Raw genomic sequence first — 15691 nt, 5'->3', positions numbered from 1 at the left:
GGGTGTCGGGTTTACCCGGGCGATCACCGCCGCCCGGGTATGATTGGGTTTACTGGTGTGGTGCGTACCAGGAGGCGAGGCCTTCCTGCAATTCTGCACCCAAATCCTCGGGGGATTTGGCGCCTTTGATGGCGGCAACCGATGCACCCCAGGTTTCATTTTCAAGGTTCGGTGTGCCGCGCGACAGGATTTGATAGGTCGAGCGGATGGTCGATTCACACTCGTCGCGCCAGCCCACGATTTCCTTGGCCAGTGGATCTTGCAATTCGACAGGCGTGTTGGAAAGTGGGAAGAAGCCGGGCAGGGCATTGCCGAAAATTTCTGCAAATTCCGGGCTTGCGACCCAGGTCAAGAATGTCTCGGCGGCCTCGGGATGTTCAGTCGCGGCGTTCATGCCGATGCCGATATCTGTGTGGTCCGAAATGTAGCAGGTGTCGCCAGCGTTACGGACTGGCGGCTTGAATGCACCCATCTCAAAATCGGCCTGTGTGTTGAAGCCCGAGATTTCCCATGAGCCTGCGGGATAGATCGCCGCGCGACCCAGTGTGAAGATGTTCTGACTATCGGGATAGGTCTGTGCCTCATACCCGTCGCCCAGATACTCACCCCAGCGTGCCAATGTGGCATAAGGGGCTGTCCAGGCCTCATCGGTAAGCTTTTGCTCACCCGCGATCAGGGCCTGACGGCCTTCCTCACCCTTCCAGTAGTTCGGCCCGATGTTGTTGTAACCCATAGTGGCGGCTTCCCACTGGTCGTTGGTGCCCATTGCCATCGGAATATAGGTGCCATCTTCCCGAATCTTGTCGAGCGTGGCAAAGAACTCATCCTCGGTCGTTGGAACTTCGATCCCAAGTTCAGCAAATGCGTCTTTGTTATATATGAACCCATGAATTACCGAAGCCATCGGAACGCAGAATGTGACCGCGCCATCATCCGTCTGCCAGGCCGATTTTGCCACGTCCGAGAAGTTGCTCATCGCATCGACTCCGGACAGATCGGTCAGGTGCCCTGCATCATACAGCGCCAAAGAGGCGTCAAAGGGGCGGCAGGTGATCAGATCACCGGCTGAACCCGCGTCCAGTTTCGAGTTCAAAACGGCGTTATACTCTGCCGGTGCTGACGGGGTGAAATCGATCTTGATTCCGGGGTGCTGCGCTTCGAACGCGGGAATGATCTGGTCCTGCCACAGGGTCAGGTCATCATTGCGCCAGCTTTCGATGGTCAGGGTTACGTCTTCGGCATAGGCAGTTGTGGCCATCAGGGTTGTCCCCAATAAGGCCAGCTTAAGGCTTTTATGTTTCATCTCTCTCTCCCGTTATTTAGTTGTTAATCCTTGGCCAATGCTGCAGTCAGAACTCCGTTCGTGGTTCGCAGGCGAGCATCCGCTTGCGCCAACGACAGGTCTTGTGCGGCAATCAGAATGGCGGGTTTTACGTCGCCATGCGCAACGTTCAGTGCGTTTTGCGCCGTTTCTGTATCCACTTCGGCGATGAGGGCGACAATCCCGGCGGCGCGGCCCCGCAGCTTGTCATTGTCGGCACGTAGATTGACCATCATGCCGCCATGCACATGGCCAAGCTCAACCGCCATAAGCGAAGACAGCATGTTCAGCGCAATCTTCTGTGCTGTTCCAGCACCCATGCGTGTGGAGCCTGAGATCAGCTCGGGCGGCGTGGTCAACAGGATGGGAATGTCAGCGCCGAGCAGCAAGGGGCTGCCGCCGTTATTGGCGATACTGATCACAGTTGCGCCCTTGTCGCGGGCGATGTTCATGGCAGCCACGGTGTACGGCGTAGAGCCGCTTGCTGAAACCGCAATCACCGTGTCTTTGGCTTGTAAGCTGTCCAAGGCTTGTTCCAACCCTTCGGTCGCATCCTCGGCCCCGCCCGGCATTTCAACCCCGGTGGGCAGGCCACCTGCCATATGTATGCGCAGACGGGCAGGGGGGATCGAGAATGTGCCGCCCAGCTCTTGCGCGTCAGCAGCGGCCATCAGGCCAGATGACCCGGCGGCCACAAAGTGCAATATCCCCTCTGCGCGAATGGTTTCTGCCATGGCCTTGGCGCCCCGCACGATGTTGTCCTCGGCGTCGCGAACAGCTGCGGCAGCTTTGATTTGACCTTCGACCAACGCGCGAGCCGAAGTGGCCAGATCGCCTGGTGACAGGCGCGCGGCATCAGGGTGTAATTGTTCGGTTGACGGCAGCGTCAAGAGAATCCTCCCACGTTTCCCTAATACAATACCTATCTAATACCACTTGTCTAGAATTTTATTTCTGACTGAGACTTATCGAGGTAATTCATCCGTTTAGTTGATGATGTGGCCATTCAGTGCTGAATTTGGCCTTTTCTATCGCTGAAAGGTATTATAATGGTATTGTCATGAATGAGTCTCGAGATAATGCTGTGTTGGCCGTTGATGGCGGGGGGACGCGATGCCGCGTCGCCTGTGAAATCGGGGGTGTGGTCCACAGTGTCGAGACCGGAGCGGCCAATGTTTCGACCGATTTTGACAGCGCGCTGGCGCAGATTCGGGCTGGGCTGGATCAATTGTCGCGTCAGATCGAGGTGACCATAGGGGGTATAATCACTCTGCCTGCTTTTGTGGGACTGGCGGGCGTTACTGATGCCGCGATCGCAGGGCGGTTGCGGGATGCGCTGGGCCTGACCTGCGCGCGGGTCGAAGATGACCGCCCCGCCGCCGTTCGGGGGGCATTGGGCGCGCGGGACGGTTTGATCGCGCATTGCGGCACCGGGTCTTTTCTTGCGGTGCAGGCGGATGGCGCGATGCGTTTTGCCGGAGGTTGGGGTTCGATTCTGGGGGATGAGGCCTCGGCCCAGTGGGTTGGGCGCAGAGCCCTGGCTGAGACGCTGCGTGCATATGATGGCACGCAAGCCGAAACCGATCTGACGCAAATGCTGTTGGCTGACCTTCAGGGCCCGGCTGGTATTGTGCGCTTTGCTGGAACGGCCACGCCCGCACAATTCGGAGTGCTCGCACCTACAGTGACGTCCGCTGCGAAAAAAGGCGATGCGGTTGCCGCACATATTCTACGAGCGGGGGCTGGCTATATCTCGGATACCGCCAAACAGTTGGGCTGGCAGGCGGGTCAGACGATCTGCCTGACCGGTGGGATTGCGGGGCAATATGCGCACTATTTACCTGATGACATGCAATCGGCCATTCGCCCCTCGCTGGGTGAGCCGCTGACCGGGGCCTTGGCCCTTGCGAAGGAGATCCGACATGAGCATCTCTGACTTCCTGCGTGCCGATTTGTGGCTGAGCCCGGACAAAGGGCCGCGCTATGTTCAGCTAAGGCACAGGCTGCAAGAGGGGATCGACACCGGCGTGTTGCCTCCGAATTCCTCGCTGCCGTCGGAACGTGAGCTGGTTGAAATCACCGATCTTTCGCGCGTTACCGTTCGTAAAGCGATTCAGGAACTGGTGCAGGAAGGTGTGATCGAACAACGTCAGGGGTCAGGATCGTTCATTCGCGAACGTGTGGCGCGGGTCGAACAATCGCTGACTCATTTGACCTCGTTCACCGAGGACATGTCGAGCCGCGGTATGCAGACCACCTCAAAATGGCTGGAACGCGGCGTCTTTGCACCTACCCCCGAGGAGGTCCAGGCCCTGAGCCTGAAAGAGGGCGAGCAAATTTCCCGAATCTATCGCCTGCGCGAGGCAAATGGCCGCCCGCTGGCGCTGGAACGTGCTGCGCTGCCGCTGGATATCCTGCCAAACCCGATCGAGGTGACGACCTCGCTCTATGAGGTGCTAGACGGTCTGGGGCGACGACCAGTGCGCGCGGTACAGAAGATATCGGCCCTTAACCTCGCAGCGCGAGAGGCTGAGTTGCTGGAGGTGCCCGAAGGGGCCGCCGGACTGAACATCGAACGCGTTTCATTTCTTAAAAACGGGCGGGTCGCGGAATTGACCCGATCCCTCTACCGAGGCGACACCTATGACTTTGTCGCCGAGTTGCGGCTGTAGCCGGAAAGGCAAGTGAGCATGTCAGAACACAGTTCGAAAATGCGTCAGGAGGTTTTGGAAATCCCCGACGCCGTTGACCGATTGCTAAGCCAGGGTGCCGCCAATATTCAGGATGCGGCAAGGCGGGTGAAAGAGGCCGATCCCCGGTTTCTGATCACAGTGGCGCGGGGGTCGTCGGACCACGCTTGCGCGTATTTGAAATACGCTGCCGAATTGTTGCTGAACCTGCCTGTGGCCTCGGTCGGGCCGTCGGTCAGTTCGATCTATGGGGCTGATCTGCGTGCGGCTGGGGCAGTGTGCCTTTCAGTGTCGCAGTCGGGCCAAAGTCCAGACATTGTAGGGATGACCCGAACGCTGAAATCTTCGGGCGGGGTGACGGTTGCGATCACCAACAACACGGCCTCGCGCCTTGCTGAAGTGACGGATGCGGTCTTGCCCCTGCACGCAGGGCCGGAACTGAGTGTCGCTGCGACCAAAACTTTTGTCACCTCGCTTGTGGCCGGGTTGTGGTTGTTGGCTGAAATCAAGGGGGATGGTGATTTGACGGCCGCGATCCGATCCTTGCCCGGTCATTTGGGGCAGGCCGCGCAATGCAATTGGTCGGCGGCGGCAGATGCAATCACCGGCCGGTCACTGTTCACGCTGGGCCGCGGTCCGTCCTTTGCAATGTCCAATGAAGCTGCTCTGAAAATCAAGGAAACCTGCCAGATTCACGCCGAAAGCTATTCGGCGGCCGAGGTTCTGCATGGTCCGGTCTCAATCGTTGAACAGGGGTTTCCTGCCATCGTTTTTGCCGCCGCAGATGCCGCCGAGCAAACGACAGCCGAGGCGGCTGATGCGTTGGCAGGCAAAGGTGCGGCTGTTTTCGCGGCCACTGATAAGGTCACCAAAGCGCATAGCCTGCCGGTAACCCGAACCGATCACTGGTTGACTGACCCCATTGCCACGATCACGTCGTTTTACAGCATGGTCGAAGCCGTGGCGCAGGCGCGCGGGATCGACCCAGATACTCCGCGCCATCTGAGAAAGGTGACAGAGACGGTATGACCTCAGAATCCATGACATTTCGCAATGGTGCCCTGTTCGATGGAGAGCGCCTGCATTTTGATCAGGTCATGACCTTTCGCAACGGCGTCCTTGCCGCGCTTGCGGCTGAGGAAACCGCACAGATCGAAGGGCAAGTCATCGACCTGAACGGGGATATCTTGTGCCCCGGCTTCGTCGACCTGCAGGTGAACGGCGGCGGCGGCGCGATGTTCAATGACGACCCCTCGGTTGATTCGATCCGGCAGATCGCCGAAGCGCATCGCCGTCTAGGTGTGGCGTCCTTGCTGCCGACACTAATCACCGACACGCCCGAGAAAACCGAAGCCGCCGTTGCAGCCGCGATAGAGGCGGTTCGCGTGGGGGTTCCGGGTGTGGCTGGGCTGCATCTTGAAGGGCCACACCTGTCGGTGGCGCGAAAGGGCGCGCATGACGGGGCGCTAATTCGTCCGATGGAGGACGCGGACCTGACCATGCTGATTGCGGCAGCAGAGCAATTGCCGTGCCTGAAGGTGACCCTTGCGCCCGAATCCGTGTCCCTGCAGCAAGTGCAAGCTTTGTCGGACGCCGGGATTCTGGTGTCGCTAGGACATAGCAATGCAGATTTCGAGACGTGTCAGCGCTATGCTGCGGCAGGCGCGCGCTGCGTCACACACCTTTTCAACGCCATGAGCCAACTGGGCAGCCGCGAACCTGGTCTGGTGGGTGCGGCGCTGGCGACGGGCGGGCTGTCGGCGGGGTTGATCGCCGACGGTATCCATGTCCACCCCGAGGTTATCCGCTCGGCCTGGGCTGCCAAGAAAGCGCCCGGTCAGATATTTCTGGTCAGCGATGCCATGGCTGTTGCGGGTACAGATCAGGCTGCGTTCGAGCTGGAAGGTCGCCTGATCACGCGGACGGACGGACGCCTGACACTTGAGGATGGAACGTTGGCCGGGGCCGATTTGGACTTGACCACTGCGATCCGCATTCTGGTCACACATGCTGACGTGCCGCTTAAGGAGGCGCTGGCTGCAGCCACGACCTATCCGGCGTCTCTGATCGGCCAGCCGGTTGCGCAACCGCTGCGTGCCGAGTCGATGATCCGGATTTCCTCGGACTTCGAATCCTGTTGTTGGATATGTTCACAGGGTTGAGGGAAGGGCGTCTGTCTCCTGCATTGGAACGCGATTACAGAAATTGATTTCCTGCGCCGAACGGCGCTTGACGACACCAGACGCATCCCTTAAACCGACCTGCGCTGAGCGGGCGTCGTATACTGGCTATTACCTCAGCCTTCCAAGCTGATGAAGCGGGTTCGATTCCCGCCGCCCGCTCCAAATCAGCCCCGAAATTCTGCGTCAAATGGCCCTTACAGGCCGTGAATTGGTGACGCGCTGCTTGACCCCGCCGTCTGCTGCCGCCAAGAAGCGACCACCTGATTGCGAATTTGAACTAAGGGCCACGCATGGCAAGAACCGCCCCAGCCAGTCCAGCACAACAACCCGCACCCGGCGCCAGTGAAGAGCGCGCCCGGTCCAAGAAAATTGGCGTTCTGGCGTCGTTGTGGCCCTTCATGCGCCCCTATCGGATGTTGATGGCCGGGGCGACACTGGCGTTGGTGCTGACGGCAAGCATGACCCTTGCGCTGCCACTGGCCGTGCGCCGTGTGGTTGACAATTTCCGCATCGAAGATGGCGAGTTGTTAGAGTGGTACTTTCTGGCCGCGCTGGGCATCGCCGGGGTTCTGGCCGTGGGCACCGGCCTGCGCTATGCGCTGGTGACCCGGCTGGGCGAACGGGTGGTCGCCGATATCCGCGAGGCCGTGTTCGACCGCGTCATCGGAATGAGCCCCGAATTCTACGAACGTATCATGACCGGCGAGGTCCTGAGCCGGATAACCACCGACACGACGCTGATCCAGTCAGTGCTTGGCTCGTCTGTGTCCATCGCGCTGCGCAACATGTTGTTGTTCTTCGGCGGGCTGGTGTTGATGCTGCTGACATCGGCCAAGCTGACAGGTTTGGTTTTGTTGTTGATCCCGGTGGTGGTGGTGCCGATTCTGGTGCTGGGGCGCCGCCTGCGGGTGATCAGCCGCGAAAATCAGGACTGGATCGCAGCCTCGTCCGGTAACGCAGGTGAGGCGCTGAGCGCGGTGCAAACGGTGCAGGCATTTACTCATGAACAGGCCAGCCGCAAGCAATTCGCGGATATGACGGAAACGTCTTACGTCGTCTCGCTGCGCCGTATTCAGACTCGTGCGGTTCTGACCGTGATCGTCATCTTTCTGGTGTTTTCGGGCATTGTTGGCGTGTTGTGGATGGGCGCAAATGATGTCCGCAACGGCGTGATGACCGAAGGCGTACTGATCCAGTTCGTGATCTATTCGATTATCATGGCGGGTTCTGTGGCGGCCTTGTCTGAAATCTGGAGTGAATTGCAGCGCGCCGCAGGCGCAACTGAACGACTGGTGGAATTGCTGAATGCACAGGACACCGTCACCGATCCGTCCAATCCCAAGACGCTGCCATTACCGGTTCGGGGTGAGATCCGCTTTGGCGATGTGACCTTCCGCTATCCGTCACGCCCCGATGTTGTCACGCTGGAACATCTGTCATTGCAGGTTAACCCCGGCGAGACGGTTGCATTTGTCGGCCCCTCGGGGGCGGGCAAGACAACCGTCATCCAGATGATCCAGCGGTTTTATGATCCGGTCTCGGGGCAGGTCAGTCTGGATGGCGTCGATCTGCGTGACATCGACCGGGCCGAGTTCCGCAGCCACATGGCGCTGGTGCCTCAGGACCCGATCATCTTTGCCTCTTCAGCGCGTGAAAACATCCGGTTTGGTCGTCTGGACGCCACCGATGCCGAGGTTGAGGCCGCCGCCCGGGCCGCCGCCGCACACGATTTCATTTCGGCTTTGCCCGAAGGTTACGACAGTTTCGTTGGTGAACGGGGTGTGATGCTGTCTGGCGGGCAAAAGCAACGTATCGCCATCGCTCGTGCGATCCTGCGGGACGCGCCGGTACTGCTGTTGGACGAGGCGACCTCGGCGCTGGATGCCGAAAGCGAGCGTGCGGTTCAAGGCGCTGTCGATCAGATGCGCGCCGGGCGCACCACGTTGATCGTAGCGCACCGGCTAGCGACGGTGAAAAAGGCTGACCGGATCGTGGTGATGGAGGCCGGCCGTATCGTGGCGCAGGGCACCCATGACGATCTGGTGGCACAGGACGGCCTGTATGCCAGATTGGCGCGTCTGCAGTTCACCGACGGCATGGCGGCAGAATAAAGTGACGCGGGGGCAGGGCAATTCGCTCCGCAGCGTAATTCTACCTCTTTCCGGGCTTCACAGCTAAGCCCTTTCTTGATCATGCACGGTTTTGCTTCCATCTTGGCGGTGGATACAAAACCCGTGCCGGACACGGGAGAGATAAGGGAGGAGTCATATGGCCTTTGTGGGTTTGGAAGACAAGGCAAGGATGGAGCAGGAAATGCCGTGGGAGGACCGCGATGTTCCGGTCACCTTCCATCAGTTGTTGTCGCGCACGGCAAGCAAGTTCCCCAACAGCAATGCGATCAGTTTTCAGCTTTTGTCCGGGCCGACCGACAAGGCCGAAACGCTGACCTGGTCCGAGCTGCTGGGTAAGGTCAATCAGGCCGCCAACCTGTTCCGCTCGCTCGGGATTGGTGAAAAGGATGTGGTGGCCTACGTGCTGCCCAACAGTAACGAGACGCTGATCACCATGATGGGTGGCGCGGTTGCAGGGATCGTGAACCCTATAAACCCGTTGCTGGAGCCCGAGCAGATAGCCGCGATCCTGCGCGAAACCGGCGCCAAGGTGGTGGTTACGCTGAAATCCTTCCCCAAGGCCGATGTGGCGCAAAAGGTCGAAGAGGCCGTGCGCCATGCGCCCAACGTCAAAACCATTCTTGAAATCGACCTCAACCGCTATTTGACGCCACCGAAATCCTGGCTGGTTCCGCTCCTGCGTCCCAAGATGGGCGACAAGGAACATCTCGCGCATGCGGATTATAAGAACTTCAACAAGGAACTGGCCAAACAGCCCACTACGCTGACCTTCGAGGACAGCACCGAAGATCGTGTCGCCTGCTATTTCCACACCGGCGGAACCACCGGTATGCCCAAGGTGGCGCAGCATAAATACGCGGGCCTGATCTACAACGGCTGGCTTGGAAACACGCTGTTGTTCTCGGACGAAGACGTGATCATGTGCCCGTTGCCGATGTTCCATGTCTTTGCTGTGCATGTGATCGTGATGGCCGCGGTGTCGTCGGGCGCGCATGTGGTCTTCCCGACCCCTGCCGGGTATCGGGGCGATGGCGTGTTTGATAACTTCTGGAAGTTGATCGAGCGCTGGAAGGTCAGTTTCATCATCACCGTCCCCACCGCGATTGCCGCCAAGATGCAACGCCCGGTGGATGCCGATATCTCAAGCGTGAAAACAGCCTTCTCGGGTTCGGCCCCGCTGCCGGTCGAACTGTTCCGCCGGTTCGAAGAAGCGACGGGTGTGACCATCGTCGAAGGCTATGGACTGACCGAGGCTACCTGTCTGGTGTCGTGCAACCCGGTGGATGGCGAAAAGAAAATCGGATCGATCGGGATTCCATTCCCCTATACGGATGTGAAAATCCTGCAGGACGGGCCGGACGGCCCCAAGGAATGCGGCGCGGATGAGATCGGCGAAATCTGTATCTCGAATCCCGGCGTCTATGCGGGCAACACCTATACCGAGGCGGACAAGAACGTTGATCTGTACCATTTCGACAAGTACCTGCGCACAGGTGATCTGGGTCGGTTTGACGACGATGGGTATCTGTGGATCACCGGCCGCGCCAAGGACCTGATTATTCGCGGCGGCCACAATATCGACCCAGCCGAAATCGAAGAGGCTTTGCTGGGCCACGACGCCGTTGCCTTCGCCGGCGCCATCGGTCAGCCCGACGCGCACTCGGGCGAGGTGCCCTGCGCCTTTGTAGAACTGGTCGACGGGGCCAGTGTGACCGAGAAGGAATTGATGGAGTATTGCGGCGTGCATGTTCACGAACGTGCGGCAAGACCCAAGCACATGACCATTCTGGACGAATTGCCGAAAACCGCCGTGGGTAAGGTCTTTAAACCCGAACTACGCAAGCAGGCAATCACCCGCATCTATAATGGCGCGCTGGAAGAGGCCGGGCTGGACGCGCGCGTCGTATCCGTGCTTGACGACAAAAAGCGCGGGCTTGTCGCGCAGCTTGACGCGAACGGCTGCTCGGACGACGATGTCGGTAAGGTGCTGGGAACGTTTACCCGGCCATGGGAATGGGCTGCCTGACCGGGAGGGACAATGGATTATGAACGTCTGATTGATGAAGAGACTTGGGCGTTCATTAGACGAACGGCTGAAAGCTATCCTGATGACGCTGTCGACCTTTCGATCGAAGATCAGCGCCGCGTCTACAACAAGATGTGTCAGGACTTTCGCCAACCCCGGCCTGCAGGTCTGGATGTGCAGGACAGGTCCGCCAATGGCGTGCCTGTCCGGGTTTACACCGCCGGAGATCCGACCCGAACCGTCGTCTATTTTCATGGCGGCGGTTTCGTCGTTGGTGGGCTGGATAGCCATGATGACGTTTGTGCTGAGATTTGCGTTCAGACTGGGTATCGGGTTGTTGCCGTAGACTATCGCCTGTGCCCCGAACATGTGCACCCGGCACAGTTTCAGGATAGCTGGACCGCAACGAATTGGGTGGTGCAGGAATACGGCGACCCGTTGATTTTGGCCGGTGACAGCGCGGGTGGCAATCTGGCCGCCGCGGTGGCGCAGCATGCACGGGGGCGGCTTGATGGAGTGCTGGGGCAGGTCCTAATTTATCCCGGTCTGGGCGGGGACACATCCACAGGGTCATATGTCGAGCACGCCCAGGCACCGCTTTTGACGCTGGAAGAAATTCGGTTCTACGAAAAAGTGCGCTGTGGCGGACCTGCGCCGCAGAACGATCCCACGTTTGCGCCGCTGCAGGATAAAGATTTCTCGGGCCTGCCGCCTACTGTGGTGGTCACCGCCGATTGCGATCCGTTGCGCGACGATGGCCTGGCCTATTGCACTAAGATCACCGAAGCGGGCGGGAGGGCGCATTGGGTGAATGAGCCCGGCCTTGTGCACGGGTACCTGCGGGCGCGCACCTCAGTGAAACGCGCTGCAGACAGTTTTGAACGGATATCAGTTGCGATCGAGGCGCTGGGCCAGCAGATCTGGCCCTACGATTGATCCGTTACTTCAGGAAAGGCTTGGCTTTCATCGTCTCGGCGATCGGTGCGCCCATGCGGTTCAGGATCGTGGGTGCCAGTTGCAGCTGGTCGATCACCGCATCAGCCTCGGGGCCTTCGGCATCGCCGAAATAATACAATGCAGTTTCCTGCTGAAGCGGGCTGCGCCCGCCATGATGGCCGCGTTCGTCCTGACCGTGATCGGCGGTCACGATGACCTCATACCCCAGTTGCCGCCAGCGCGGGATGAAAGGGGCCAGCATTTCGTCCATGACAAAACAGGCGTGGTCCATTTCCTCGCAGTCGTGATGAAACCGGTGACCCATACTGTCCAGCGTGCAAGTGTGCAGGACGCCGTAATCCAGCCCAAAGCGCAGGCACAGATTGGTCAGAGTGCCAAACAGATCAACGTCCGACGGCGTCATCTGGTTCACTTTGCTGTAGCCGGTCATCGAGTGGAACCGGCCATGGTTGATCGTTTTGCTCTCGGGCTCGTCATATTCGACGTCTCGGACATAATCGAACGGGTGACGGTTGAAGAATTGCGACCAAAAGCTGTGGGTCACGGCCCCGGTCACTCCGTTCGCTTCGCGGACTTGGCTGAAGACGTCCTTGTGGCTTAGGCGGAAGACGTTGCCGTTGCCGGTACAGCCATGTTCCTGCGGCGTGACGCCGGTGTGGATCGAGGCATAGCAACTGGCCGAGATCGATGGCAGCACCGCGCGATGCTTCCAAACCTGCGCCTCGCCACTGTCGACCCACCCTTCCAGGTTGCCGAACAGGCGGCGAAAATTGCGCCACGGAACACCGTCTAGAATGATGAGGAGGAGTTTTCGGTCCATTCCCTGACCCTTTCTTAAAGTCCCTCAGGCGACCCTAGGGGATTCGTTGCATATGGGCTGCCTGTTCCCGCCCCCATTAGCAAAATCCCGACACCTGTCATCAGACAAAGCGCCGGGATTTTCAGTTTTTCAACCTGTCGCGAACCGGGTCAGTTCCCCGCACTCTCCATCTTGCGATGGGCGACAACCTCTTCCAGCCAACCCAGATGCATCTCGGGCACCGAGCTGAGCAGCAGGTCGGTATAATCGTCGAACGGTGGGCTCAGCACCTGGCTTTTGGGGCCATAGCGGACCACGCGGCCCTGATACATCACCGCGATGCTGTCGCTGATCGCACGAACCGTCGCCAGATCATGGGTGATGAACAGATAGGCCACGTCCTCGATCTTTTGCAGGTCAAGCAACAGCTTGAGGATGCCGTCCGCCACAAGTGGGTCGAGCGCCGAGGTGACCTCATCACAGATGATCATCTTGGGCTTGGCCGCCAGTGACCGGGCAATACAGACACGCTGTTTCTGACCGCCGGACAGCTCGGCCGGATAGCGATCCATGAACTTTTCGCCCAGCTCGATCTCATCTAGCAGTTCGATGATCCGCTTGCGCTTTTCCGCGCCGCGCATGTTGAAGTAGAACTCCAACGGACGCCCGATGATCGTGCCGACGGTCTGGCGCGGGTTCATCGCCACGTCAGCCATCTGATAGATCATCTGCAACTCGCGCAGGTCTTCGCGGGTGCGGCCTTTCAGATCGCCACTGAGCTTGCGACCGGCAAAGGTGATCTCACCATCGCGCGGCGGCAGCAGGCCGGTAATTACTCGCGCCAGCGTGGACTTGCCCGAACCGGATTCGCCCACAACAGCCAGCGTTTGCCCCGGATGAAGCTCGACATTTACGTTGTGCAGCACATCGAAATTCAACCCTTTGTAGCGCGCGGTGATGCCGTCAACGCTCAGCACGGGATCTGGTGTGGGTTTCTTTTCTTCGTGCTCGATCGAGCGGACCGAGACCAGAGCCTGCGTATACTCTTCCTGCGGGTTGTTGATGATCTGGTCGGTATTGCCATACTCGACCGTATTGCCCATCCGCAGCACCATGATGTCGTCGCTTACCTGCGCCACAACCGCCAGATCATGGGTGATGTAAAGCGCGGCAACGCCGGTGTCTGCAATGGCCTCCTTGATCGCCATCAGAACGTCGATCTGAGTCGTCACGTCCAGCGCGGTGGTGGGTTCATCGAACACCACCAGATCAGGTTCGGGGCATAGCGCCAGCGCCGTCATGCAACGCTGTAGCTGACCGCCTGAAACCTGGTGCGGATAGCGATCACCAATGTTATCCGGATCGGGCAGACCCAGCTTGGCGAACAGTTCCCGGGCGCGGCCTTCGGCCTCTTTACGGCTGAACTTTTTCTGTTCGACCGCGGCTTCAACCACCTGATCCATGATCTTTTTAGCGGGATTGAAGGAGGCTGCGGCGGATTGGGACACATATGTGACTTCACCCCCGCGCAGCTTGCGGATATCGCCATGGGATGTCTTGAGGATATCGCGCCCGTTGACCCAAACCTCACCACCGGTGATTTCCACGCCACCCCGGCCATAAGCCATCGAGGCCAGGCCGATGGTCGATTTACCGGCACCGGATTCGCCAATTAGCCCCAGCACCTTGCCAGGCGCGAGGTCAAAGCTGACCCCATGCACGATTTCGATGTCATGGGGTTTTTCACCCGGCGGGTAGACGGTCGCGCCGATTTTGAGGTCGCGGACCTTGAGAAGGGCTTCTGTCATCCCCGGCCTCCTTTCAGCGATGTGGTACGGTTCAGGACCCAGTCGGCCACAAGGTTGACCGAGATCGCCAGCGTTGCGATGGCCACAGCAGGGTAAAGCGCTGCGCCGATGCCATAGACGATGCCATCCTTGTTTTCCTTCACGATGCCGCCCCAGTCCGCCAACGGCGGCTGAACGCCCAGACCCAGGAACGACAGGGTCGAGACAAACAGAACCATGAAGATGAACCGCAGGCCCAGTTCCGCAACCAGCGGCGACAGGGCGTTGGGCAGGATTTCACGGAAGATGACCCAGACCTGCCCCTCACCACGTAGGCGCGCGGCCTCGACATAGTCCATGACCGCAATATCCACGGCAACGGCGCGGGCCAGACGATAGACACGGGTGGCGTCCAACAGGCCCATGACAAGGATCAGAACCGGGATTGTCACCGGCACCATGGCCAGAACAACCAGCGCAAAGATCAGTGTCGGGATCGACATGATCAAATCCACCGCGCGCGACATGACCTGATCGGCCCAACCACCCAGCACCGCGGCCAGGAAGCCAAGGATGGACCCGGTCACGAAGCTAAGGATCGTGGCCGCCGTGGCGATAAAGATCGTCGTGCGCCCGCCATAGATCATCCGGCTAAGAAGATCGCGGCCAATGTTGTCGGTACCCAGCCAGAATTGCGAGCTGGACGGCTCCCATACATCTCCCACGACCTCAGCCATGCCATAAGGGGCCAGCAGAGGGGCGAGGAGGGCGATGATGAAGTACAGGGCTGTAAAGGCCAGCCCGATCATTGCAGAGATAGGGATGTTCTTCATTTCGGATGCCTCAGCCTTGGGTTGGCCAGAATGGCAACAATGTCTGCAATCATGTTCAGTCCGATATAGATCGCGGCAAAGATGACGCCGCAGGCCAGTACCACCGGAACGTCACGCTTGGTCACGTGGTCCACAAGGTACTGCCCCATGCCGGGATAGACGAACACCACCTCAACCACGACGACGCCGACGACCAGATAGGCCAGGTTCAGCATCACCACGTTGACGATGGGCGCGACGGCGTTCGGGAAGGCGTGGCGATAGATAACTTGAAAATTGCTCAGACCCTTCAGCTCTGCGGTTTCGACGTATGCAGACTGCATCACGTTCAGGATCGCGGCGCGGGTCATGCGCATCATATGCGCCAGAACGACCATCGTCAGAACGATAACGGGCAGAGCGATCGAATTCAGCTTTTGCCAAAATGACATGCTGTCATTGATCATCGCCAGAGGCGAGAACATCCCCAGCTTAACAGCAACGAAATAGACCAGCACGTAACCGATCAGAAACTCGGGTATCGAGATAGTGGTGAGTGTAACCGCCGAAATCAGCTTGTCCGGCCAGCGGTTGCGGTAACGCACGGCCAGCAGGCCGAGAAAGATGGCCAGCGGAACCGAAATAAGGGCGGCCCAGAAAGCCAGAAACAGCGTGTTGCCCAAACGGCTGCCGACAGACTCGGCAATATCAAGTTTATTGGTTAGAGATTGACCTAGATCACCCTGAACAATGCCGCCCAGCCATTCGAAATAACGGGTCAGGGCGGGGCGGTTAAGGCCCATTTCCTCGCGCAGGTTTGCCAGCGCCTCGGGGGTTGCAGCTTGGCCTAGGACCGCTTGCGCAGCGTCCCCAGGAAGGGCTTCGGTGAGGCCGAATATCAGAGCCGATGCACCGAAGAGAAGCAGGAGTCCCAGCGCAAGGCGCTGGGAAACCAGTTTGATGATAGGATGCATTATCTGTGGG

13 protein-coding genes and 1 tRNA gene are annotated in these 15691 nt (G+C 59.2%); 8 read left to right on the top strand and 6 right to left on the bottom strand.

Features of this window, described 5'->3' with window-relative positions:
• Positions 1–49 precede the first annotated feature (49 nt).
• Positions 50–1303 carry an ABC transporter substrate-binding protein gene (locus tag ACR0M2_RS04400; RefSeq protein ID WP_480704124.1) on the bottom strand — a complete coding sequence of 418 codons (1254 nt, stop codon included), beginning with the start codon at positions 1301–1303 and terminating at the stop codon, positions 50–52.
• Between the two features lie 23 nt (positions 1304–1326).
• Positions 1327–2211, bottom strand: coding sequence for an N-acetylmuramic acid 6-phosphate etherase (locus tag ACR0M2_RS04395; protein ID WP_480704123.1), 885 nt, complete (start codon positions 2209–2211; stop codon positions 1327–1329).
• Positions 2212–2381: 170 nt separating this feature from the next.
• On the opposite strand from ACR0M2_RS04395, the gene ACR0M2_RS04390 reads away from it, so the two are divergent.
• The 8 genes from ACR0M2_RS04390 (at position 2382) to ACR0M2_RS04355 (ending at position 11288) form a co-directional block, all read left to right on the top strand.
• Positions 2382–3257, top strand: coding sequence for a glucosamine kinase nucleotide-binding domain-containing protein (locus ACR0M2_RS04390; protein WP_170409023.1), 876 nt, complete (start codon positions 2382–2384; stop codon positions 3255–3257).
• Complete coding sequence (locus ACR0M2_RS04385; RefSeq protein ID WP_170347919.1) at positions 3244–3993, top strand: GntR family transcriptional regulator; 750 nt, start codon at positions 3244–3246, stop codon at positions 3991–3993. The genes ACR0M2_RS04390 and ACR0M2_RS04385 overlap by 14 nt, the downstream gene beginning before the upstream one ends.
• Before the next feature lie 18 nt (positions 3994–4011).
• Positions 4012–5040, top strand: coding sequence for an SIS domain-containing protein (locus tag ACR0M2_RS04380; RefSeq protein WP_480704216.1), 1029 nt, complete (start codon positions 4012–4014; stop codon positions 5038–5040).
• On the top strand, positions 5037–6173 hold the full coding sequence (nagA, locus tag ACR0M2_RS04375; protein ID WP_480704122.1) for an N-acetylglucosamine-6-phosphate deacetylase: 1137 nt from the start codon (positions 5037–5039) through the stop codon (positions 6171–6173). Before ACR0M2_RS04380 ends, nagA begins: the two co-directional genes overlap by 4 nt.
• A 108-nt stretch (positions 6174–6281) precedes the next feature.
• Positions 6282–6356: transfer RNA gene (locus ACR0M2_RS04370), tRNA-Gly, on the top strand.
• Between the two features lie 128 nt (positions 6357–6484).
• A complete protein-coding gene (locus ACR0M2_RS04365) occupies positions 6485–8305 on the top strand; it encodes an ABC transporter transmembrane domain-containing protein (RefSeq protein WP_480704121.1) in 1821 nt (606 codons plus the stop codon).
• Positions 8306–8462: 157 nt separating this feature from the next.
• A complete protein-coding gene (locus ACR0M2_RS04360; RefSeq protein WP_480704120.1) occupies positions 8463–10352 on the top strand; it encodes an acyl-CoA synthetase in 1890 nt (629 codons plus the stop codon).
• A 12-nt stretch (positions 10353–10364) separates the two neighbouring features.
• On the top strand, positions 10365–11288 hold the full coding sequence (locus tag ACR0M2_RS04355; protein ID WP_425081063.1) for an alpha/beta hydrolase: 924 nt from the start codon (positions 10365–10367) through the stop codon (positions 11286–11288).
• A 4-nt stretch (positions 11289–11292) separates the two neighbouring features.
• Here the strand turns inward: ACR0M2_RS04355 and ACR0M2_RS04350 are convergent, their stop codons facing one another.
• The 4 genes from ACR0M2_RS04350 to ACR0M2_RS04335 form a co-directional block, all read right to left on the bottom strand.
• On the bottom strand, positions 11293–12129 hold the full coding sequence (locus ACR0M2_RS04350; RefSeq protein ID WP_480704119.1) for an alkaline phosphatase family protein: 837 nt from the start codon (positions 12127–12129) through the stop codon (positions 11293–11295).
• Between the two features lie 149 nt (positions 12130–12278).
• Entirely contained in the window at positions 12279–13916 is a 1638-nt protein-coding gene (locus tag ACR0M2_RS04345; RefSeq protein WP_170347926.1) for an ABC transporter ATP-binding protein, read from the bottom strand.
• Positions 13913–14728: an ABC transporter permease gene (locus ACR0M2_RS04340; RefSeq protein ID WP_170347927.1), complete on the bottom strand. Its 816-nt coding sequence runs from the start codon at positions 14726–14728 to the stop codon at positions 13913–13915. Before ACR0M2_RS04340 ends, ACR0M2_RS04345 begins: the two co-directional genes overlap by 4 nt.
• On the bottom strand, positions 14725–15681 hold the full coding sequence (locus ACR0M2_RS04335; RefSeq protein WP_170395524.1) for an ABC transporter permease: 957 nt from the start codon (positions 15679–15681) through the stop codon (positions 14725–14727). Before ACR0M2_RS04335 ends, ACR0M2_RS04340 begins: the two co-directional genes overlap by 4 nt.
• Between the last annotated feature and the right edge of the window lie 10 nt (positions 15682–15691).

It is taken from the genome of Ruegeria sp. BE10 (genome assembly GCF_056538905.1).
Note: the sequence above shows the minus strand (reverse complement) of the source record. Positions and strands in the feature narration are given on the sequence as shown.

Coding starts and splice junctions, on each gene's coding strand:
- ACR0M2_RS04340 (WP_170347927.1), bottom strand. CDS start 14,728: ATGAAGAACATCCCTATCTCTGCAATGATCGGGCTGGCCTTTACAGCC.
- ACR0M2_RS04380 (WP_480704216.1), top strand. CDS start 4,012: ATGTCAGAACACAGTTCGAAAATGCGTCAGGAGGTTTTGGAAATCCCC.
- ACR0M2_RS04355 (WP_425081063.1), top strand. CDS start 10,365: ATGGATTATGAACGTCTGATTGATGAAGAGACTTGGGCGTTCATTAGA.
- ACR0M2_RS04390 (WP_170409023.1), top strand. CDS start 2,382: ATGAATGAGTCTCGAGATAATGCTGTGTTGGCCGTTGATGGCGGGGGG.
- ACR0M2_RS04360 (WP_480704120.1), top strand. CDS start 8,463: ATGGCCTTTGTGGGTTTGGAAGACAAGGCAAGGATGGAGCAGGAAATG.
- nagA (WP_480704122.1), top strand. CDS start 5,037: ATGACCTCAGAATCCATGACATTTCGCAATGGTGCCCTGTTCGATGGA.
- ACR0M2_RS04400 (WP_480704124.1), bottom strand. CDS start 1,303: ATGAAACATAAAAGCCTTAAGCTGGCCTTATTGGGGACAACCCTGATG.
- ACR0M2_RS04350 (WP_480704119.1), bottom strand. CDS start 12,129: ATGGACCGAAAACTCCTCCTCATCATTCTAGACGGTGTTCCGTGGCGC.
- ACR0M2_RS04335 (WP_170395524.1), bottom strand. CDS start 15,681: ATGCATCCTATCATCAAACTGGTTTCCCAGCGCCTTGCGCTGGGACTC.
- ACR0M2_RS04365 (WP_480704121.1), top strand. CDS start 6,485: ATGGCAAGAACCGCCCCAGCCAGTCCAGCACAACAACCCGCACCCGGC.
- ACR0M2_RS04345 (WP_170347926.1), bottom strand. CDS start 13,916: ATGACAGAAGCCCTTCTCAAGGTCCGCGACCTCAAAATCGGCGCGACC.
- ACR0M2_RS04385 (WP_170347919.1), top strand. CDS start 3,244: ATGAGCATCTCTGACTTCCTGCGTGCCGATTTGTGGCTGAGCCCGGAC.